General features: G+C 57.1%; 21 protein-coding genes. 11 read left to right on the top strand and 10 right to left on the bottom strand.

Translation table 11 applies throughout. The annotated features are described in order from the left end of the window. Positions 1 to 120: 120 nt before the first annotated feature. From glp to WEB54_RS15015, 3 genes are all read right to left on the bottom strand, one after another. A complete protein-coding gene (gene glp / locus WEB54_RS15025) occupies positions 121 to 1,353 on the bottom strand; it encodes a gephyrin-like molybdotransferase Glp (RefSeq protein ID WP_368054534.1) in 1,233 nt (410 codons plus the stop codon). Between the two features lie 88 nt (positions 1,354 to 1,441). Next, the gene (locus tag WEB54_RS15020; protein ID WP_368054536.1) at positions 1,442 to 1,861 is read right to left on the bottom strand and encodes a YchJ family protein; all 420 of its coding nucleotides are present in this window, start codon (positions 1,859 to 1,861) and stop codon (positions 1,442 to 1,444) included. Then, positions 1,858 to 2,892 carry a DUF3549 family protein gene (locus tag WEB54_RS15015; protein ID WP_368054538.1) on the bottom strand — a complete coding sequence of 345 codons (1,035 nt, stop codon included), beginning with the start codon at positions 2,890 to 2,892 and terminating at the stop codon, positions 1,858 to 1,860. The genes WEB54_RS15020 and WEB54_RS15015 overlap by 4 nt, the downstream gene beginning before the upstream one ends. 177 nt (positions 2,893 to 3,069) lie before the next feature. Between WEB54_RS15015 and WEB54_RS15010 the strand changes: the two genes are divergently transcribed. Next, positions 3,070 to 3,564, top strand: a complete 495-nt coding sequence (locus WEB54_RS15010; protein ID WP_368056550.1) for a YqcC family protein — start codon at positions 3,070 to 3,072, stop codon at positions 3,562 to 3,564. Between the two features lie 94 nt (positions 3,565 to 3,658). On the opposite strand, the gene WEB54_RS15005 is transcribed toward WEB54_RS15010, so the two are convergent. Then, complete coding sequence (locus WEB54_RS15005; protein WP_368054540.1) at positions 3,659 to 3,817, bottom strand: hypothetical protein; 159 nt, start codon at positions 3,815 to 3,817, stop codon at positions 3,659 to 3,661. 72 nt (positions 3,818 to 3,889) lie between these two features. After that, positions 3,890 to 4,471, bottom strand: a complete 582-nt coding sequence (locus tag WEB54_RS15000; protein ID WP_368054542.1) for a superoxide dismutase — start codon at positions 4,469 to 4,471, stop codon at positions 3,890 to 3,892. Between the two features lie 199 nt (positions 4,472 to 4,670). On the opposite strand from WEB54_RS15000, the gene WEB54_RS14995 reads away from it, so the two are divergent. Together WEB54_RS14995 and WEB54_RS14990 are read left to right on the top strand one after the other, a co-directional pair. Next, on the top strand, positions 4,671 to 5,564 hold the full coding sequence (locus WEB54_RS14995; RefSeq protein ID WP_368054544.1) for a hypothetical protein: 894 nt from the start codon (positions 4,671 to 4,673) through the stop codon (positions 5,562 to 5,564). A gap of 6 nt (positions 5,565 to 5,570) precedes the next feature. Further along, a complete protein-coding gene (locus WEB54_RS14990; RefSeq protein ID WP_368054546.1) occupies positions 5,571 to 6,359 on the top strand; it encodes a DeoR/GlpR family transcriptional regulator in 789 nt (262 codons plus the stop codon). A gap of 186 nt (positions 6,360 to 6,545) precedes the next feature. Here WEB54_RS14990 and dapD read toward each other — a convergent pair whose 3' ends face one another. The 5 genes from dapD to map all read right to left on the bottom strand — a co-directional run bounded on the left by dapD (position 6,546) and on the right by map (position 12,756). After that, a complete protein-coding gene (gene dapD / locus WEB54_RS14985) occupies positions 6,546 to 7,577 on the bottom strand; it encodes a 2,3,4,5-tetrahydropyridine-2,6-dicarboxylate N-succinyltransferase (protein ID WP_368056548.1) in 1,032 nt (343 codons plus the stop codon). 53 nt (positions 7,578 to 7,630) lie between these two features. After that, complete coding sequence (locus tag WEB54_RS14980; protein ID WP_368054550.1) at positions 7,631 to 7,984, bottom strand: Spx/MgsR family RNA polymerase-binding regulatory protein; 354 nt, start codon at positions 7,982 to 7,984, stop codon at positions 7,631 to 7,633. Between the two features lie 38 nt (positions 7,985 to 8,022). Next, on the bottom strand, positions 8,023 to 9,210 hold the full coding sequence (gene dapC / locus WEB54_RS14975; protein ID WP_368056545.1) for a succinyldiaminopimelate transaminase: 1,188 nt from the start codon (positions 9,208 to 9,210) through the stop codon (positions 8,023 to 8,025). Next, on the bottom strand, positions 9,207 to 11,888 hold the full coding sequence (glnD, locus tag WEB54_RS14970; protein WP_368056544.1) for a [protein-PII] uridylyltransferase: 2,682 nt from the start codon (positions 11,886 to 11,888) through the stop codon (positions 9,207 to 9,209). Before glnD ends, dapC begins: the two co-directional genes overlap by 4 nt. Positions 11,889 to 11,979: 91 nt before the next feature. Further along, positions 11,980 to 12,756 (bottom strand): type I methionyl aminopeptidase, encoded by a 777-nt coding sequence (gene map / locus WEB54_RS14965; RefSeq protein WP_368054556.1) that lies wholly within the window; start codon positions 12,754 to 12,756, stop codon positions 11,980 to 11,982. Between the two features lie 351 nt (positions 12,757 to 13,107). On the opposite strand from map, the gene rpsB reads away from it, so the two are divergent. From rpsB to rseP, 8 genes are all read left to right on the top strand, one after another. Next, the gene (rpsB, locus tag WEB54_RS14960) at positions 13,108 to 13,854 is read left to right on the top strand and encodes a 30S ribosomal protein S2 (protein ID WP_368054558.1); all 747 of its coding nucleotides are present in this window, start codon (positions 13,108 to 13,110) and stop codon (positions 13,852 to 13,854) included. A gap of 169 nt (positions 13,855 to 14,023) precedes the next feature. Continuing rightward, positions 14,024 to 14,890, top strand: coding sequence for a translation elongation factor Ts (gene tsf / locus WEB54_RS14955; RefSeq protein WP_368054560.1), 867 nt, complete (start codon positions 14,024 to 14,026; stop codon positions 14,888 to 14,890). Between the two features lie 200 nt (positions 14,891 to 15,090). Beyond that, positions 15,091 to 15,831 (top strand): UMP kinase, encoded by a 741-nt coding sequence (pyrH, locus tag WEB54_RS14950; protein ID WP_368054562.1) that lies wholly within the window; start codon positions 15,091 to 15,093, stop codon positions 15,829 to 15,831. Then, entirely contained in the window at positions 15,828 to 16,385 is a 558-nt protein-coding gene (frr, locus tag WEB54_RS14945) for a ribosome recycling factor (RefSeq protein ID WP_368054564.1), read from the top strand. Before pyrH ends, frr begins: the two co-directional genes overlap by 4 nt. Before the next feature lie 182 nt (positions 16,386 to 16,567). Continuing rightward, the gene (gene uppS, locus WEB54_RS14940) at positions 16,568 to 17,323 is read left to right on the top strand and encodes a polyprenyl diphosphate synthase (protein ID WP_368054566.1); all 756 of its coding nucleotides are present in this window, start codon (positions 16,568 to 16,570) and stop codon (positions 17,321 to 17,323) included. A gap of 2 nt (positions 17,324 to 17,325) precedes the next feature. After that, entirely contained in the window at positions 17,326 to 18,150 is an 825-nt protein-coding gene (locus WEB54_RS14935) for a phosphatidate cytidylyltransferase (protein ID WP_368054568.1), read from the top strand. Between the two features lie 2 nt (positions 18,151 to 18,152). After that, positions 18,153 to 19,355, top strand: coding sequence for a 1-deoxy-D-xylulose-5-phosphate reductoisomerase (gene ispC, locus WEB54_RS14930; RefSeq protein ID WP_368054570.1), 1,203 nt, complete (start codon positions 18,153 to 18,155; stop codon positions 19,353 to 19,355). Continuing rightward, entirely contained in the window at positions 19,352 to 20,701 is a 1,350-nt protein-coding gene (gene rseP, locus WEB54_RS14925; protein WP_368056541.1) for an RIP metalloprotease RseP, read from the top strand. The genes ispC and rseP overlap by 4 nt, the downstream gene beginning before the upstream one ends. The last annotated feature ends 45 nt before the right edge of the window (positions 20,702 to 20,746 follow it).

The following is a 20,746-nucleotide window of genomic DNA, read 5'->3' as shown; positions in this document are numbered from 1 at the left end:
CCTAGGCTCCATGGATGGATTTACGCCGACCCCACAGGGGCACACCCGGTAGCCGGTGCGGACCAATGCCACCCAGCCAACCCGAACTCAGGAATTTGAGTTAATGGCAACCAACTCGAGTCAGGCCATCGCATCATCAAATAGCCAGAGCGTGACCGTCTCGCCAGATGCAACTGGCCCTCGGTCTTGTTCCAGCGCAATGTAACAATTGGCGCCGGTCAGGGAGCTCAGTTGATGTGAGCCCTGGCCAGAGCCTGTGCAGCGCACCTGGACAGTGCCATCCTGAACATCCCAATATCCACGCTGAAAATCCATGCGCCCGGGCGTCTTGTGCAGGGGCTCACTGGTGATGGCGTTCAGCTGCGCGAGCGGTTGGTGGGGCATGCCCATCAGGCAGCGAATGGCGGGTACCGCAATCAGGTGAAAGGTTACCAGTGTGGAGACCGGGTTGCCCGGCAGGCCAACAAACCAGGCCTGGCTGAGGCGTCCAAACGCCAGTGGCTTGCCGGGTTTTATGGCCAGCTTCCAGAATTCGATATCGCCTTCCTGGTCCAGAATATCACGAGTGAAGTCAGCCTCGCCGACGCTGACACCGCCGCTGCTGATAACCAAGTCGCAGGAGTCATTGGCGGTTCTAAACGCCTGGCGCAAGGCGTCCGGGTCATCGGGAATGACGCCGAGATCCAGTACATCGACGCCCAGTTTATCGAGCAGGGCATGCAGACCTGGTCGGTTGGAATCGTATATTTGCCCCGGCTCGAGTGCGGTACCGGCTGGTTGTAATTCATCGCCACTGGCAAAGACCGCTACACTCAGGCGTCGACGCACCCTCACATCGGCGAGACCCACGCTCGTCAGTAACGCTACATCTATGGGTCGTAACCGGTGACCGGCGGGCAGAATGACGTCGCCCGCTTTCAGGTCTGTGCCGTGCAGCCGTACGTTGGCGCCTTGCTCCGGCAGCGGGTCGAAGGTGACGCCCTGGTCGGTTTCCATAGCGTTTTCCTGCATTACGACCGTATCGCAACCCTCTGGCAGTGGCGCTCCGGTCATGATGCGCACGCAATGGCCAGGTTTTAAAGGCTCATCCAGTGTCTGCCCGGCCAGCACCCGGCCCTGAATAGGCAGCGGTCTGTCGTTCAGGGCATCCTGGTATCTCAGGCCGTAACCGTCCATTGCGGAGTTGTCGAAGACCGGGAGATTCACTTTCGCCCGCACGGGCTCCGCAGTGACACGATCTACAGCCTCTGTTATAGCCAGGGTTTCATCGCCCTCAGCGGGCATTAGCTGGTTCAGCATCCGCACCAGCGCCTGGTCGAAGGGCAGCAGGCCGGGCAGGTCATAACAGCTCATATCGGGCTCCGTTGTGGGGCGAATCAGTGCTTCTGTGGCATGGTATTGTGGTCAGTTGGCCGATGAAAAACCAGCAGACCTTTATGGCTTATTCGCCCGGCCAGGCCGTTAGTTCCGAATAGTAGACCCAGTGACTTTTCACTTTATGGAACTCTGAGATCTCATGCAGTTGCTCGGCTTTGCCCTGGTCGTCGATAAAGTGGGCTATGAATTCCACCCAGCCTTTCTTGTAGCCAGCCTGGCTGCGAACAATATGCAGTTTTTGCCAGTTAGTCCCTTCGAGATGTTCAGCGGTAAGGGCCGGGCAGGTAGTGGGATGCCAGGTTTTAATCAGATAGGCCAGACGTTGCAACCGATAGGCCGTGTAGCGGCTGCGCATCAGGGTTTCCGGGTCACGCGGGTAGGCGCCGGCCTCCAGGAACCGGCCGCAGCAGGTGCGATACGGCTCCGGTTGGCCGCAATAGCAGGGATCAGCGGGGTTAGACGTGAGGGTTGTCGTGTCGATCATTGTACGGTCCGGGTACTGTGAATCAGGGCGCCTATGGCACGCGCCAGCGCCTCGGAGCGGTTTGGATGGCGTAACGCCTGCAGTATCAGACCCGACAGGCCCGGCTGCAACGCCAGCCCTTGCACCACCCGGTTGAAGCCATCGGTGTCGGCCAGCACTGCCAGCCGGTCCAGCACCACCAGCGCCAGGTCGGTATTGGCGAGCAAGCCCGGGTGCCGGCTAAGCACAGCCAGCACCACGTCCAACTCGTCTGCAAAGCGATTCAATGAATCGCTGACGAAACTTTCGACCAGTCCCGTCGCCGGGCTTTGTGACAGAGCACGCAGCGCGGCAACGCGCGTTGATACATCCTGATGTTGTCGGCCCAGCGCGATAATGCGCTCGGTCAGCGCAACGCCCGGCTGATGATGTTCGAGCGCGTTCAACACCTGGGTGCGTACGAACTCCGGCAACCCGGGTAGCTGGCGGGTAAGTGCTTGCTCATCGGCCGGGCTACGCCGCTCTAGCACATCGAAAAGGCCTTGCAAGCCAATGTTGGCCCATTCTTCTGAAGTACCTTGCAGGGTAAGCAATCGCTGGGCATCTGCATAGAACGTGCTGGGTGGTGCTCCTAGAATACGACTGGCGCGAGCGTGCAACGCGGCCATTTTGTTATCCGGGGGCGTGAACTGATAGGGGTGGTCGGTCAATAGGCGCTGGCGTTCTTTAGGGTCAGCGGTGGCGATCGAGCGGTATAGCCGGTCGAGCACGTCGGTCATGACGGCGGCGGGCAGTCCACCCTGTTCGTCCAGCGGCAGTTTCATAAACCAGATGCTGTGCTGCTCGCGCTGTTCCGGGTTCCAAAGCAGTAGTATCAGCCAGGCGTGACTTAGATACGGGTAGGGGTAAGCCTGCCCCTGGTCGAACCGGGCAAACTGTTCCTTATTGAGGTTACGCAGCTGACTGCCCAGATCAAAGGCCCGGTAACGGGCGCCACTGCGCTCCAGAAAATCAACAAGGCCGGGTGTGGTCTGGGTATTTGTGGTGCTCATACAGCGGCTCGGGTGTCAGTCATGGGTGGCGCAGTGTACCGGAAATTCCCCGGCTTATTAATCCTAGGGGTTGAACCGTGGTTGGTATGCTTTTGTGGCACGAGTTCGTGCTGGCCACCGGGTAGGCTTGTCCGGGGTCGGCGTAAATCCTTCCATGGAGCCTAGGCCGCAGCATCCATGCTGCGGCCTACCCCGGACAAGCCTACCCGGCAGCCAGCACTTGGATTGTTGCCCATTTCGTACTTAATGCTGTTCAGGTCTGGTAATACTGTGATCCTTTGCATCGACCGGTCGTGCGTCTACACTGCGCGTTTTTTAACGGTCTGCCGGTGCGTAGCGGATAGGGGAGGAAGTCGGTTGTCAGAATTGTCGAATCTGTTGGACGAACTGGAAACGGAGCTGAGAGAGCTAGGTTATTGGAGTGATATGCCACCCACCCCGGAGGCGCTGGCGAGTAAGCAACCGTTTGCGGTGGATACGCTAACCTTGCCGGAATGGTTGCAGTGGATCTATTTGCAGCGTCTGCGCGCTTTGATTGAGGCTGATTTACCGCTGCCCACCGGAGCTCAGGTAGGGCCCTATGCGGAAGAGGCGCTAAAGTCCGATAAGCGGCCAACTCAGAAATTACTGGTGATTATTGACCGGATTGATGGATGTCTTGGCAAGCCCTGAATAACCAGTCGAGTGTTATAAGTCAAATTTCGAAGTCGCAAGAGATTAGCGACGGGTGGCAGGGTTGCTTCTGTGGGGGTATCTGAGGCATGGACTAAAACGCCAGGAGCGTTTTAAAAACGCGTACGACCGGGGTCATCTGGCTGTGTTCGTCAATTTCGATGACCACAGCCATCAGGCCACTTTCCAGCAGTACCAGAGAGCCGATCGGGTAGATGCCCATGCATTTGATGATGCAATCGTTTTCGCACAAAAAAAGGTGGCCTAGGCCACCTCATGGAGTCCAAGCCTTCGGCTCGGACAGGACAGTGCGATAAAACTCGCCTTACTTGGCGAAGTTCTCGGCCGCGAAGTCCCAGTTCGCCAGTTTCCAGAATGCTTCCAGATACTTGGGACGGAGGTTGCGGTAGTCGATGTAGTAGGCATGCTCCCACAGGTCGACGGTGATGATTGGCGTCTGACCTTCGGTAATGGGGGTGCCGGCGTTGCTGGTGTTGACGATCTCTAGTGAGCCGTCGCTGTTTTTGACCAGCCAGGTCCAGCTTGAACCGAAGTTATTGACGGCTTTTTCGTCAAATTCCTTCTGGAAGGCTTCAAATGAGCCCCACTTGGCATTGATTGCGTCGCCCAGTGCGCCAGTGGGTGCACCACCGCCGTTCGGGCTCAGGCTGTGCCAGTAAAAGGTGTGGTTCCAGATTTGAGCGGAATTGTTGAACACGCCACCGGAAGAGGATTTGATAATGTCTTCCAGGCTTTTGCCTTCAAATTCGGTACCCGGAATCAGGCCGTTCAGCTTGGTCACGTAGGTGTTGTGGTGCTTGCCGTGGTGGTATTCCAGGGTTTCCTGAGAAATGTGGGGTTCCAGCGCGTTGATCGCGTATGGCAGCTCTGGCAGTTCAAAAGCCATGGTGTTCTCCCTCTGTCTTATTGATGGGTGTGTTAGCACGTTTTCACTCGTAACTGTACTATCTGGTCGGTCGGGCTCGGTTTCAAGTGTGCCCTGGCGGCTATTTTACTGGGAGTGAGCACAATTACCGAGTCTCTCTTGTTCATCGGGGGTCTGTCTCTATAATGACCCTACCTAATTAACCGAACAGGGTGTTTCAATGTCGGATTCAAAACCGGGTAGTGACCTGCCCAAAATGGTGCCAGACCGGGATCAGATCCGCGGTCGTCAGTCGACGACGACGCCTTCGTCCACACCACGCGCCACAGCGTCTCCCAGACGTTCAGAACCCCCTTCTCGGGGTGGCAGTGCCCCAACGCTTTTGTGGGTGTTGGTTTTGGTATTGTTTGCCGTCAGTGCCGGGCTCGGTTTGATGGCCTACAGCCAGAAGCAGAGTCTGGCTCTGTTTGATGAACGCTTGCAACTGGCCGATGATCGCATCGTATCGGTGCAGCGCTCGATGACGGCAACCGATGAATCGGTGGCGATGAACGAGACGGCAATTAACAATCAGTTCCGTGCCATCAAGGCCGAAACCGATATGCAGATGAGCGAAATTCGCAAACTCTGGGCGGTAGCCAACGAGCGTAATCGGGAATGGATTGAAACCAACCAGCAAAACATCGCTCAGATCCAGTCCGGTGTGCAAGCTCAGATCGAGGCGCGCCAGCAGGCGGTAGCCTCACTGACCAGTCGCCTCAACGAACAGGCGGCCACTACAAACGCACAGTCCGAATCGTTGTCCGCATTGCAGGCTGAACTGAACCAGGCATCAGCGGCTTTTGCCGAGTTGCAGGCAAGCCTGGAAAATCTGAATCTGGCGAGTCTGGAAGAACGTTTGCTGTCGCTGACATTGACGCAGGAAAGCCTGCTGGTTGAGCAAGGCACTGTGACCATGAACCAGCAATTACTGCAAGAAGAAGTGACCGAGCTAAATGATGTGTTGCGCTCCATTGACGCTGGCAGACTGGAGGCTAATCGTCGTATGGTTGCCGTCAGTGAGCGGGTTGATGCGCTGGAAGACCGCCTGTCAGCTGCCAGCGGGATGCAATAAGACCGCATGACACTACGTAATGCCCGCATGGAAAAACCGTTGAATCCGAGACAAACGGCGATCGTTCGACGCGTCGAGAAGGATGGCCACGCAACCATAGACGATCTGGTCGAAGACTTTGGCGTGACGCCCCAGACCATCCGTCGCGATCTGACCTTGCTCGAAGACAGCGGCCTGATCGTGCGGTTTCACGGGGGAGCCAGCCCGGTTAATTCCACGGAAAATCTGCCCTATTTCGACCGGCAGATTCTGAATCAGACGGCCAAGGAACGTATTGCCCGGACTCTGGCAGGCCAGATCCCGGATCACGCCAGCCTGTTCATCAACATAGGTACGACAACCGAGACCATTGCTCATGCCCTGATGCAGCACAAGGGGCTGCAGATTGTGACCAACAATCTGCATGTGGCGACGCTGATGAGCGGCAAGGAGGATTTTCGGGTGATTGTGGCCAGTGGTGAGGTGCGTGCCCGTGATGGCGGCATTGTCGGTGAGTCGACGCTCGACTTTATTCGCCAGTTCAAGCTCGACTACGGCATCATCGGCATCAGTGGCATCGACGACGATGGCTCCCTGCTCGATTACGATTACCGCGAAGTGCGCGTCGCCCAGACCATTATAGAACACAGCCGCCAGGTGTTACTGGCAGCCGATCACAGCAAGTTTGGTCGCCAGGCCATGGTTCGGTTGGGCAGCATTGCCCAGGCCGATGCGTTCTACACCGACAGCCCACCCCCCAAGGTATTTCAGGATCTGCTCACCGAGCATCAGGTCAGGCTGTTTGTCTGCGACTAGTTAAAGATTCGGAGTTTGGGTTTGTCTTGCTGCCATGAGTCCGTACCAGGTGCCGGGTATACCTCGCCGGGGTCGGCGTGAACCCGTCCATGGGGCCTAGACCGCAGCATCCATGCTGCGGACTCCCCCGGAGAGGTACACCCGGTACCTGGTACTCACTTGGTTGCGAACTTTAAAATATCTAACTCAGTTATTGCTGTGCAACTCACTGTTCAGTTCAATAGCCGTTTTGTTCGACAGGCATTCCACCCGGCCGGTTTCGGCATTGCGCCAGAACAGCAAATCCGACTGACCCGCCAGTTCCCGCGCTTTAACCGTTTTGACCAGCTGTTTTTTGTTATCGAGCATGGCCACCTTGGTGCCAGCGGTAACGTATAGGCCAGCTTCGACCGTGCATCGATCGCCCAGCGGGATACCGATGCCGGAGTTCGCCCCGAGCAGACAGTTCTTGCCCAGTGATATCACGACCTTGCCGCCACCGGACAGGGTGCCCATGATTGATGATCCACCACCCACATCAGAGCCGTCGCCGACCATAACACCGGCGGTAATACGCCCCTCGACCATGGAGACCGCTTCGGTACCGGCATTGAAGTTCACAAAGCCTTCGTGCATGACGGTGGTGCCTTCACCAATGTGCGCCCCAAGGCGTACCCGGCTGGTATCGGCAATGCGAATGCCTTTGGGCACAACATAGTTGGTCATTTTCGGGAACTTGTCGACGCACTGAACATCCATCGTGCGGCCGGTGAGGCGCGCTTCCATTTGGCGGTCGGCGAGCTCGGGCAGGTCAATCGGGCCTTCGTTGGTCCAGGCGATGTTGTGCAGCAGGCCGAACAACCCGTCCAGAGAGCAGCCGTGGGGCTTGACCAGGCGATGCGACAGCAGATGCAGCTTTAGGTAGCCTTCAGCGACTGAGACGGGTGCCGCGTCGGTTTCCAGCGCGGTCAGCACAATGGTCTGATGGCTGCTTTCGGCCGCGCGACAGAACTGGGCGCTTTCATTGTGATCGGCCTGGTTGAAGCAATCCGCGAGGGTGCTCATCAGGGTGTTTTCAATCACCAGGGCTTCATTGCCGCCGTTGAGTTTGGCAATCTGGCTCAGGGTGGAAATCAGGTCGTCCGACGGGTTGAGAATCGGCTGTGGGAACCAGGATTCGATGATCTTGCCGTCTTTGTTTCGGGTGGCGGTGCCGATTGCCACTGCAAAATAGCCCATAAAGTTATCCTCTCAGTAAGTGTTGAATAGTGAGTGTTTGCGCTGCAGCTGACTCAGCGAGTCATGGCCGCCAGATTCGTAAAGTGTTCTTCGTCAAAGCCGACGCTCAGGGTACGGTTATGGTCAACCAGGGGCCGCTTTATCAGCGATGGGTTGGCGATCATCTGTTCGATGGCTGCGGCCTCGGTCATGGTGTCACGCAGGTCTTGCGGCAGTTTGCGCCACGTCGTGCCTCGCTTGTTGACCAGCTGCTCCCAGTCCAGTTGCGTCAGCCAGGAGCGCAGTAGCGTCTCGTCGGGTGGCATTTTTTTGTAGTCGATAAAGTCTACCGGTACATCCTGGTCGGCAAACCAGGCCAGGGTTTTTTTAATGGTATCGCAGTTGCGAATGCCGTAAATGCGGATCATAACCGTCGTGCTTCCTTCTTGATGGGTCTGTCAGCGAGTCAGAGTAGGGCGCGCAGGCGCTCGGCGGCGTCGATGCAGGCCTCCAGCTCAGCCACCAGCGCGATACGCACATGACCGTAACCCGGAGTTACTCCGTCGATGGTTCGGCACAGGTACTGACCTGGCAAAACCCGAATATTGGCTTTTTGCAGCCACTCACAGGCAACCTGGGTGTCGTCCCGTTCCAGATCGGGCCAGAGGTAGAAACTGGCATCCGGTATGCGTACCGGCATCTTGTCCGACAGTATGTCGTGCACGGCCTGATACTTCTGGTTGTACAGCGCCCGGTTGTCGGCAACATGGGTTTCGTCTTGCCAGGCGGCGATGGATACATGCTGGTGCGGTAGCGGCATGGCGCAACCATGGTAGGTACGGTAACGCAGGAATTCGGCAATCAGGCTGGCATCGCCAGCGACAAAGCCACTGCGCAGACCCGGCAAATTGCTGCGCTTGCTCAGGCTGTGAAACACCAGGCAGTGGCGATAGTCGGTATGACCCATGGCGGCTGCTGCTTGCAGCAACCCTGGCGGCGGCCGGTCTTCATCCCGGTAGAGTTCGCTGTAGCATTCATCACTGATTAGCAGCACATCGTGGGCGATGGCTTTGCGAATCAGCCGCTGCAGTTGTTCCAGCGACAAGGGTTGGCCGGAGGGGTTGCCCGGGGTGCACAGAAACAGCATCTGGCAGTTGTCCCAGTCGGCGTCGGTCAGGGCGTCAAAGTTCGGTTGATAATCAGTCTCTGCCAGGCAGGGCAAGTAACGGGGTTCGCCGCCAGCCAGGAAGGTGGCGCCTTCATAAATTTGGTAAAAGGGGTTCGGCATCCAGACTTCGCGCTTGCTGGAACCGGCATCGAACAAGGCCTGAACGATTGCGAACAGCGCTTCGCGGGTGCCGGTAACCGGCAACACATTCTGTTCGGCCGTTAAGCTACCCGCGGGCAAATGAAACCGGCGCTGACACCACTGGCTGATGGTTTCCCGCAGCGCCGGGAGACCATTGGTTGCCGGATACTGGGAAAAACCGCCCAGGTTTTTATTCAGGATGCCGCTTAGAAAATCCGGCGCGGCGTGTTTGGGTTCACCGATGGACCAGGCGATTTCCGGCAGGTCGGCCGGAGTGATGTTCGCGGTCAGGTGTTTGAGTTTCTCGAATGGGTAGGGCATCAGCCGGGCCATTAACGGATTCATGGGTGTTGTCCCTGTTCTATGGTCTCGGTCAGTTGTTTCTGCAATTCGGCAACGCGGTGCGAATCGTGCAGCGGTTCATTCTGGTTGTCGACCACAAAGAAGACGTCTTCCACCCGTTCGCCCAGGGTCGAAATGCGGGCGCTTTGCATACGCAGGTCGAGGCGTTTGAACGCCAGGCCGATGTCGGCGAGCAGGCCTGGCCGGTCTGACGTGATGACTTCAACCACGGTGCGGTGGTTGGCCGGATCGTTGCTGACGGTAATGATGGGCGGGATGCTGAAGTGCTTCAGCCGGCGCGACAGACGACGGTTGGGCGTGGCGGTGTCTTCCGGGTCCTGAATGGCAAGCAGCAGGCGGTGCTGAACATCGCGCAGGCGGGCCGGGTTGTTGCCAATACTGTGGCCTTCCTCGTCGAGCACAATGAAGGTATCGAGACTGAAATCCGAGGCCGAGGAGGTCATGATGCGCGCATCCTGAATGTCCAGTTCACAGCTGTCGAGACAGGCGGCGATGTCGGCAAAAAGGTGCGGTCGGTCCGGTGCGTAGATGAAGATCTGGGTGGCACCGGCAAAGCTGTGTTCATCGGTTTCACGAATCAGCACCAACGGTACATTCAGGCCGTGGTTGGCGATGGCACGGGTATGCCAGGCGATATTTTCCGGGCTTTCACGCAGAAAATAGTCGCCGCCGGGGTTGTCCCAGAGCTGCAGGATTTCGGCTTCGGTAAAGCCGCCGTCGCGCAGCATGGCCATGGCCGCCGACTGGACATCGCGAATGCGTTCTTCCTTGTCCATCGGGTTTTCCAGGCCGCGCCGCAGGGCGGACATGGCCTCGTTGTAGAGCTTTTTCAGCAGCGAGGCGCGCCAGCTGTTCCACAGGTTGGGGTTGGTGGCGTAAATGTCGGCCACCGTCAACACGTAGAGGTAATTGAGCCGGTGGATGTCGCCGACCTGCTGGGTGAAGTGGTTGATTACTTCGGGGTCGGAAATGTCCAGTCGCTGGGCGGTGGTCGACATCAGCAGATGGTTGCGCACCAGCCAGACCACCAAATCACTTTCCCAGGCCGTCATCCGGTGACGCAGCGCGAAACGTCGTACTTCCTCGGCACCTTCGACGGAATGGTCGGTACCGCGACCCTTGCCAATATCGTGATACAGCGCTGCTATGTAGGCCAGTTCGACTTTGGGTAACTGGTGAATCACCTTGGTGGCAATGGGAAATTCGGCGGTGTTATTGGCGTGGCGGAAACGGCGCAGGTTACGGATGGTCAGCAGGGTATGGGCGTCGACGGTGAACACATGGAACAGGTCGTACTGCATTTGCCCAACGATCAACCCGAATTCCGGCAGATAGCGGCCAAGAATGCCGTACTGGTTCATCCGCATTAGGTTGGTCGACACCCCCGCCGGGCTGCGCAGCAATTCCATAAAAAAGGTGATGTTGCGCAAATCCTGGCGGAATTTGCCATTGATGCGATGCCGGTTGGCAAAGATCTGGCGAATGGTAGAGGCTCGAATGCCTTTGGTATCGGGCCGTTGCGCGCAGAGCACAAAGATCTCCAGCAAAGCTGAGGGTGTGCGGATGAACACAGCGTCATGAAGGGTTTCGATATAGCCGTTGCGCACCTGAAACCGGGTGTTGATCGGAATCAGCTGGTCGTCTTCGTTCTGGTGCAGAATGGCTTCGTCGAACAGTTGCAGTAGCATGATGTTCAAAGCCCGAAGCTTGAACACCTGGCGGAAATAATCTTGCATTAAATGTTCGACGGCCAGCTGTCCTTCACGGTCCTGGTAGCCAAACTGTTCGGCGACCTTCTCTTGCAGATCAAACAACAAGCGGTCTTCTTCGCGGCCGCTGAAATGATGCAGTGCGTAGCGGATGCGCCATAAGTAGTCCTGGCCGTCGATCAGAGCCTGGTATTCGGCATCGGTAAGGAAGCCGCGCTCGACCAGTTCGGCCAAATCTGTGTCGCCAAAATGGCGTTTCGCCACCCAGGCGATGGTCTGGATGTCACGCAGTCCGCCGGGCCCGGCTTTGACGTTGGGTTCCAGGTTGTACTCGGTTTCATTGTACTTTTGGTGACGATGGGTCTGTTCGTTCAGTTTAGCTTTATAGAAGTCATCGCTGGGCCAGATGTGGGCCTGGCTGACCAGCCCGGAAACACGCTGACGCAGGGTTGGGTTGCCGGTGAGAGTGCGGCTTTCCATCAGGTTGGTGGTGATGGTGACGTCGCCCCTGGCTTCTTCCTGGCACGCCTCCAGCGTGCGCACACTGTGGCCGATATCGAGTTTAAGATCCCACATTAGCGTCAGAAACGCCTGGATCGAATCGACATTGACGTCGATGTCGGCTTCTTCGTCGAACAGCAGGAGCAAATCGATGTCTGACTTGGGCAGCAGCTCGCCACGCCCGTAGCCACCGACCGCGACCAAAGCGATGTTCTGTTCGTGGTGCCAGTCAAAGTGTCGCCAGGCCGCGGTGAGAATCTGATCCATGGCCCAGGTCCGGCCGAACACCAGGGTGCGAATGGGTTCGCCCTGCAGAAACCGCCGCTCCAGCGTCTGATAGAGGTGATCCAGAGCTCGACGCAATGCCTTCCTGGGCGGTTTTTGGGTCTTTACCTGCGTCAGACTGTCTGCATCAATCAGGTCAGCATCGGCATAATCGTTCAGATTCATGCACTCATCCTAAAGAGACGACATCATGGTGCGTGTTAAAGAGTCCGGCTGGGCCCCGGGACGGTAACCCCTCGGACTGAAAGGGCCGGGATTAAAAGGATTCCTCCTGACGCCGGGTCAGTACCTCGACGCCGGTGGGCGTTACCAGCAGGGTGTGCTCCCATTGAGCTGAGGCCTTGCGGTCCCGGGTCACCACAGTCCACTGATCACCCAGCACTTTTGATTGCGCCTTGCCGGCGTTAATCATCGGTTCAATGGTGAAGATCATGCCTTCCTTCAATTCCATGCCGGTACCGGGCCGGCCGTAGTGCAGCACCTGGGGTTCTTCGTGGAAGACAGCACCGATACCATGGCCACAATACTCGCGGACAACCGAATAATAGTTGGCCTCGGCATGTTGCTGGATAACATGCCCGATATCGCCCAGGCGGGTTCCCGGACGCACCAGTTCAATACCTTTATACAGGCATTCCTGAGTGACCCGGACCAGGCGTTCCAGATGAGGCTGGGGCTCCCCGACAAAGTACATCTTGCTGGTGTCACCGTGATAGCCGTCTTTGATAACGGTAACGTCGATGTTGACGACGTCGCCTTTTTTCAGAATCTTGTCATCGCTGGGAATGCCATGGCAGATCACGTGGTTGACTGAGGTGCAGATCGACTTGGGGAAGGGCGGGCTGCCATAGTTAAGCGGCGCCGGTATGCCTCCCTGGACTTCCACAATGTGGTTGTGGCAGATCCGGTCGAGTTCCCCGGTGCTGACGCCCGGCTGAACGTACTCTCCAATCATTTCCAGTACTTCAGCGGCAAGCCGGCCCGCCACGCGCATTTTTTCAATTTCTTCGGCGGTCTTAATGGTTACAGACATGAGTTTCCCAGGGCGAACGTGAATAGTGGCGCATCATTCTAAAGCTTTTGGCATCGACTTGCAGCACCGCTGCCACAAACCCGTATAGAAGGCGCTGCGAGCGGCTTTTGACACGGCCCGGCGGGGTTGCCAGGGTGGCAAAAAGCTTTGATTCAGCCTCTGTTTATGGTATAAAGCGCGCCGCTTTGGACAGACTGTTCAAAGGAATGCGGTCAGAATCGTTGTTGATTCAGGCTGTGTCTATTAACTCTCACATGCACCGGCACATGATTCCGGGTGCCCGGGGCCATATCTGGTCTGGGGTTGAATCATGGGGTGTGTGGAGGCTTAACCCGAACCAGTGAGGATACTATGGCTACTGTTTCTATGCGTGACCTGCTCAAAGCAGGCGTTCACTTTGGTCACCAGACCCGTTACTGGAACCCGAAGATGGGTAAATACATCTTTGGTGCCCGTAACAAGATTCACATCATTAACCTAGAACATACTGTTCCGGCCCTGAACCAGGCACTGGTACAGATTGGTGAACTGGCCGCTGCCAAGAATAAAGTGCTGTTTGTTGGTACCAAGCGGTCTGCCAGCAAGATCATTCGCGAAGAAGCTACCCGCGCTGGCATGCCCTATGTGGCTCACCGCTGGTTGGGCGGCATGCTGACCAACTACAAAACCATTCGCCAGTCGATCAAGCGGTTGCGTGAACTGGATGCGGAAAGCAAAGACGGCACTTTCGACAAGCTGACCAAGAAAGAGCGTCTGATGCGCGAGCGCGAAATCGATAAGCTGGAGCGCACCATCGGCGGTATCAAGGACATGGGCGGTCTTCCGGATGCCCTGTTCGTGATCGACGTTGACCACGAGCGCATTGCCATTCAGGAAGCCAACAAACTGGGCATCCCGGTCATCGGCGTTGTCGACAGTAACTCGAACCCCGACGGTGTGGACATTGTGATTCCGGGCAACGATGACGCTATTCGCGCCATTGAGATCTACGCCAGCTCAGTGGCTAACGCTGTTCTGGAAGCCAAGGCTGCCAATGCAACCCAGGCTGACGAGTTTGTTGAAGTTGCTGACGCCGTCGTAGACACCCCAGCCGAGTAATCGGAGCACGGCTCAGGCAAGCGAAAAAGGGGCCTAGGCCCCTTTTTGCTATACAGACGCCTGAATGCGACCAGCCTGTCGCAGCCGGTGTAGCGAATTTAAGGGTCCGCCCGCTGCTGTACGCACTGGGCGGGTGAACCGAATCCAATTAATAAATGAGGAACACACTATGGCTAATATCACAGCAGCCCTGGTAAAAGAACTGCGTGAGCGTACCGGTCTTGGCATGATGGAGTGCAAAAAAGCACTGGTTGAGTCGAATGGCGACATCGAAGCCGCTATTGACACCATGCGCAAGGAATCAGGCCTGAAAGCGGCCAAGAAAGCTGGTCGTACCGCGGCTGAAGGCATTATTGTAACGCGCCAGTCTGCGGACAACAGCCGCGCCTTGCTGCTCGAAGTGAACAGCGAGACCGACTTTGTCGCCCGTGACGACAACTTCCTGGATTTTGCCAATGCGGTTGCCGATAAAGCCTTTGCTGATCAGCAGAGTGACGTTGCAGCCCTGATGGCGGGTGAACTGGAATCAACGCGTGAAGCGCTGGTTCAGAAAATCGGTGAAAACATCTCTGTGCGCCGTGTTGTATTGCTCGGTGGTGAAGGCAAAACCGTTGCAACCTACGTTCACGGTGGCCGTATCGGCGTGGCCGTTGAAATGAAAGGTGGTAATGAAGAGCTGGGTCGCGACGTTGCCATGCACGTGGCCGCCATCAATCCGCAGTTTGTTTCTGCTGATCAGGTGCCACAAGACGTGCTGGAGCGTGAGAAAGAAGTGGTTTTTGCTCAGGCCGAGAATTCTGGCAAACCAGCTGAAATCATCGAGAAGATGGTTCAGGGCCGCCTGAAGAAGTTTGTTGCGGAGATTTCACTGCTGGAACAGCCGTTCGTCAAGGACCCGGATACCAGGGTCGGCACTCTGGCCAAGAATGCTGGTGCTGAAATCCTCAACTTCCTGCGCCTGGAAGTGGGTGAAGGTATTGAGCGTGAAGAAGTCGACTTCGCCGCTGAAGTCGCCGCCGCTGCCAAGGGCAGTTAAGCTAGAAAGGGCAGTTTGACTGCCCTTTTTTTTGGCCCGCACCGGCACTCCGTGCAGGCCAGTGCATAGTGCCGGACTCGCAGGCGGGTCTGTTTACGCGAATCCCGCTTGCACCAGCGACGTTCGCGTCGCACAGTAGCAGCGCGGATTGGATATCCCCCTCTGTTTTACGTTTCAGTGACCTTGTTTAGGAGACTACCATGCCCTCGAAAGACCCCCATCCGCGTCATAAGCGCATTTTGCTCAAGCTCAGCGGCGAAGCACTTTCAGGCGAACAGGGCTTCGGCATCGACCCGAAGGTTCTGGATCGCATGGCACTGGAGATTGGTCAGTTGGTGGGTATCGGGGTTCAGGTTGGGCTGGTAATCGGGGGCGGCAATCTGTTTCGCGGCAAGGCACTGAACGAAGCCGGGCTGGATCGGGTAACCGGGGATCACATGGGTATGCTGGCGACGGTTATGAATGCCCTGGCGATGCGCGACGCGCTGGAGCGCTCCAACATTCGCAGCCGGGTGATGTCAGCCATTCCCATGTCCGGTATTGTTGAGCACTACGACCGGCGCAGCGCCATTCGCTACCTGACTCAGGGTGATGTGGTAATTTTTGCCGCCGGTACCGGTAACCCCTTTTTCACTACCGATTCAGCGGCCTGCCTGCGCGGTATCGAAATTGAGGCGGATCTGGTGCTCAAGGCAACGAATGTCGACGGTGTGTATAATGATGATCCCCGAACCAATCCGGATGCGGTAAAATATGATCGTCTGACCTACAACGAGGCGCTTGAGAAACAGTTAGGTGTGATGGATTTGACCGCTGTTTGTCTGGTGCGGGACCATAAAATGCCGGTCCGGGTGTTTAATATGAACAAACCAGGAGCGTTGATATCGCTGATGGTAGGCGGTAACGAAGGAACGCTGATGGTAGAGGATATAACTGCATGATCGAAGACATAAAAAAAGAAGTTGAGGCGCACAACCGCAAGGCAATTGGCGCACTGGACGACGGTTTCAACAAGATTCGAACTGGCCGGGCCAATCCCGCGATTCTCGACAGCGTGATGGTCAACTATTATGGAACGCCCACTCAGCTTAAGCAGGTGGCGAACATAAGCGTTGAAGACGGACGTACCCTGGGGATCGTGCCCTGGGAGAAGAATCTGGTGCCGGAAATTGAGCGCGGCATCATGAAGGCAGATCTGGGTCTGAACCCGGCCACGTCTGGCGACAAAATTCGTGTGGTTATGGCCTCGCTGACTGAAGAGTCGCGTAAAGATATGATCAAGGTGGCGCGCGCTGAAGCCGAAAAGGCGCGCGTGTCGATCCGCAGCGGACGACGCGACGCCAATGCCACCATCAAGGAACTGGTTAAAGAGAAAGAACTGTCTGAAGATGAGGCCCGCGGTGCCGAGGACGAAGTACAAAAGCTGACCGACGCCGCGACCGCTCAGGTTGAAGCGCATCTGGCCAGTAAAGAAAAGGAACTGATGACGGTTTAGTGCCGTCACAGGACCTCGACTCAGGCAGCATGGTAGCCCCATGTTGCCTTTGTTTTTTGTAGGGACGGCGTAGCACAAACAACAAGGGTGCCGTCGCCGCTGAAATGAACAGCCGAGTTCAGGCCGTTTTTGCCAGCAATATGCATTTGGCTGGCAGCGGTCAGAGCCGTTAAAGGAAGCCTATGACCACAGCAACTTCAGCAGGAGCCAGTTCTGTTCCTCGCCATGTGGCCATTATCATGGATGGAAATAATCGCTGGGCGAAAAAGCGATTGTTGGGCGGTATTTCAGGGCACAAAGCTGGTGCAAAAGCGGTAAGAACCGTTGTCGAACACAGTGCCCGAGCGGGTGTGGAAGTATTGACGCTGTACGCGTTCAGCTCTGAAAACTGGCGTCGTCCCCGAGACGAGGTCAACGCCCTGATGGAATTGTTTTTGATGGCGCTGAACCGTGAAGTTAAAAAGCTGCACGAGAATAATTTGAAACTGCGCATCATTGGCGACAAGACCGGGTTCAGCGCTGCTATTCAGGCAGCGATAGCCCGTTCTGAGGCGTTGACGGTCAACAATACCGGTATGACGCTGGTTATCGCGGCCAACTACGGCGGTCACTGGGACATTACCCAGGCGGCCCGGAGCCTGGCTCGTGATGTAGCCTGTGGGCGGCTGACCCCGGACGATGTCACCGAAGCGGCCATGCAAGCCCGTGTTGCTCTGGGTGATTTGCCCGCGCCGGATCTGTGCATTCGGACGGCGGGTGAACAGCGTATTTCAAATTTCCTGCTCTGGCAGTTTGCCTATACCGAATTTTACTTCACCGATGAGTTCTGGCCGGATTTTAATGAAAATTCGTTGCAGCGAGCCTTCGCCAGTTTCGCCGGCCGGGTGCGCCGCTTTGGCCGGACCGACGAGCAACTGGAACAAAGAGTGACCTCTTAATTATGTTAATCACACGCGTGATGACCGCACTGGTATTGGCCCCGCTGATGCTGGCCTGTATTTACTGGCTGCCGGAAACCTGGTTCGCGGCTTTTATTGGCGCCATCGTTGTAGTGGGTGCCTGGGAATGGGCCAATCTGGCCGGTTTTCAACGCCTGTCCACGCGTCTGGGCATGGCCGTGTTGACGGCCTGCACACTCGGAGTACTGTGGTGGCTGCAGACCAGCACGGCGGTGACCTGGTTGCAATTGACTCTGTGGTCTTTGCTGTGGTGGTTGTTCGCCCTGGTCATGGTATTTCGGTACCCGGCCAGTCAGGCCTGGATACGGCACCGTTGGGTAAGCCTGCTGATGGCCTTGCCGGTGTTGCTGCCGCTCTGGCTGGGGTTGAATGTGCTCAAGGGGCAGCCGAATGCCAATCTGGTACTGACCTGGCTGATGTTGCTGGTCTGGGGTGCCGACATCGGTGCCTATTTTGCTGGCAAAACGTATGGCCACCGCAAGCTGGCGCCTTCTGTTAGCCCTGGCAAGACCTGGGCGGGCGTCTATGGCGGGATGGCTACATCGGTGGTGCTGTCAGCCCTGATGGCCTGGTTTTTTCTACCCGGACTGTCGCCCGTGCAATGGGCATTGTTGCTGGTGATCAGCGCCCTGGTGGTGGCCATTTCGGTGCTGGGTGATTTGTTTGAAAGCCTGCTGAAACGTCACCGGGGTATCAAGGACAGTTCTGCCCTGCTGCCGGGGCATGGCGGGATACTGGACCGGATCGACAGCCTCTGTGCTGCGACGCCGATGTTTTGTGTGTTGTTGCTAGTGGTGATTCTGTAGCCATGGCCCTTTCCTATAGTGTCTCAGTGCCCGCTGCCGGGTCACGTCAATGGGTGACGGTGCTCGGCTCGACCGGATCCGTTGGCTGCAATACCCTGGATGTCATTGCCCGCCACCCGGATCGCTTTGGGGTATTTGCCCTGTCGGGGCATCGCAACATTGATTTGCTGGCGCAACAAATTGAACAGCACCGGCCGCGTTATGCGGTTGTGCCTGATGTTAACAGCCAGCGTGAGCTGGCGGCACGGCTGCCTGGCGACCACACCGAAATACTGGTCGGGACAGCCGCACTTGAAGCCATGGCCGAGCATCCGGATGTTCAGATAGTGATGGCCGCCATTGTCGGTTCCGCCGGGCTGCTGTCCTCGCTGGCGGCTGCCCGGGCGGGTAAGCGTCTGTTGTTGGCCAACAAGGAAAGCCTGGTTGTGGCTGGCGATCTGCTGATGTCGGCGGTACAGCAATCCGGTGCCGAGTTGCTGCCGATTGACAGTGAGCACAATGCCATTTTTCAATGCATGCCCGGTGAGCACCGACTTCAGGGTGTGGCGTCTGTTTTGCTGACGGCCTCTGGCGGTCCCTTTCTGAACTTTACCGCCGAGCAACTGGAGCAGGTAACACCCGAGCAAGCGGTTGCGCATCCTAACTGGTCCATGGGTCAGAAAATTTCGGTTGATTCCGCCACCCTGATGAACAAGGGGCTGGAGTTGATTGAAGCCTGCTGGCTGTTTGGTCTGCAACCAGCGGATGTCGAAGTGGTGGTGCATCCGCAAAGTGTGATTCACTCTATGGTGCGTTACGTCGATGGCTCAGTGATTGCGCAACTGGGAACACCCGATATGCGTACCCCGATAGCCTACGGGTTGGCCTATCCGGATCGCATCGACAGTGGCAGTGCCGCCCTTGAGTTTACCGCCCAGTTGGGGCTCAGCTTCGATCAGCCAGACCGGGGCCGATTCCCGTGCCTGCGCCTGGCGGAAGAAGCCATCGCCGTCGGTGGAACCTGCCCGGCGGTACTGAATGCCGCCAATGAAGTCAGCGTTGAGGCCTTTCTGCAGCGGCGTCTGTCATTTCCTCAAATCGCCCACATTAATGAACTCGTGCTTAACCAACTGGCGCATGAACCCGCCACCTCGGTTGAGCAACTGCTCGGCATTGATGCACGCGCCCGGGCTTTGGCGAAGGCAGCGATAGAGGCACGGACATGATGGCCATTCTAACCAACATTCTCGGTATTCTGGTGGCTCTTGGTATTCTGGTGACGGTGCATGAATACGGCCACTTTTGGGTGGCCCGGCGCAACGGGATTCGGGTGTTGCGCTTTTCAGTGGGCTTTGGCCAGCCTTTGTTTCGCTGGTACGACCGGCATGGCACCGAATTTGTGGTCGCCTGGATCCCACTGGGTGGCTACGTGAAAATGCTCGATGAGCGGGAAGGCCCGGTTGACGAGGCTGACCTCGATCGGGCGTTTACGCGCAAGACCCCGGCCCAGCGTATAGCGGTCGCCTCTGCCGGGCCTATTGCCAACTTTTTGTTCGCCATTCTCGCGTTCGCACTGCTGTACAGTATTGGCGTGCAAGGGCTGGCGCCCTGGGCGGACGCGCCTCCTGCACAAACACCCGCCGCGGAAGCCGGGGTGCAACGGGGTGATGTCATCGAGCAGGTCGATGGCCGATCCGTCGACGACTGGACGGACATTAATCTTGCACTGGCCCGACGCGTAGGTGACACCGGTGTCATTGAGCTCACGGTGCGTCGGGAGCAGCAGGTGCAGCGTCTGCAGCTGCCTATCAGCCAGTGGATGGCGCGCGATACCGAACCGAACCCCATGGCCAGTTTGGGTCTGTATCCGAGCCGGCCGGAAATACCGGCGGTTATTGGACAGGTGCTACCGGGAGGGGCGGCTGAAGCAGCCGGTTTGCAAGCCGGTGACAGAATTGTTTCGGTCAATGGTCAAATGATCGAAAATTGGGTGGACTGGGTCGGTATTATTCAGCCCAATGGCGACCGGCCTTTATCAGTATTGCTGGAACGTGATCTGAGCCAGCAAACGATCATCGTCACCCCGGCTGAGCGTGAGATCGACGGCCAGAGCCAGGGCTACATCGGCGCGGTGGCTGCGCCGACACCCTGGCCGGAAGAGCAAATTATTGTGCAGCGTGAATGGCCCTGGACCGGGATTTGGCTGGGCTTGCAGGATACCGCCGACATGGTTGGGCTGAGTTTTGCGATGCTCGGCAAAATGGTGACGGGTCTGGTGTCGGTTGAACAGATTGGTGGCCCTATTTCGATGGCCCAGATGGCCGGTGATTCGGTACAGGGTGGTGCCGAAAGTTTTATTCGGTTTCTGGCGTTCATCAGCATCAGTCTGGGTGTGGTTAACTTGCTGCCTATTCCAGTGCTGGATGGTGGCCATATAGTGATGTACGCGGTTGAATGGATGCGCGGCAAGCCCCTATCGGAGCGTTTGCAGGTGATAGGGTCTCAGATTGGCCTGATGTTAATTGTCGGGCTGATGGTATTGGCGTTTGTGAATGATATCGGCCGATTGTAACGGTCAATGATCGGTCGTATTGCCTGTCCCGGCTGCTGCCCCGAC

It is taken from the genome of Saccharospirillum sp. (assembly GCF_040881935.1).
Lineage (GTDB): Bacteria > Pseudomonadota > Gammaproteobacteria > Pseudomonadales > Natronospirillaceae > Saccharospirillum.
Note: the sequence above shows the minus strand (reverse complement) of the source record. Positions and strands in the feature narration are given on the sequence as shown.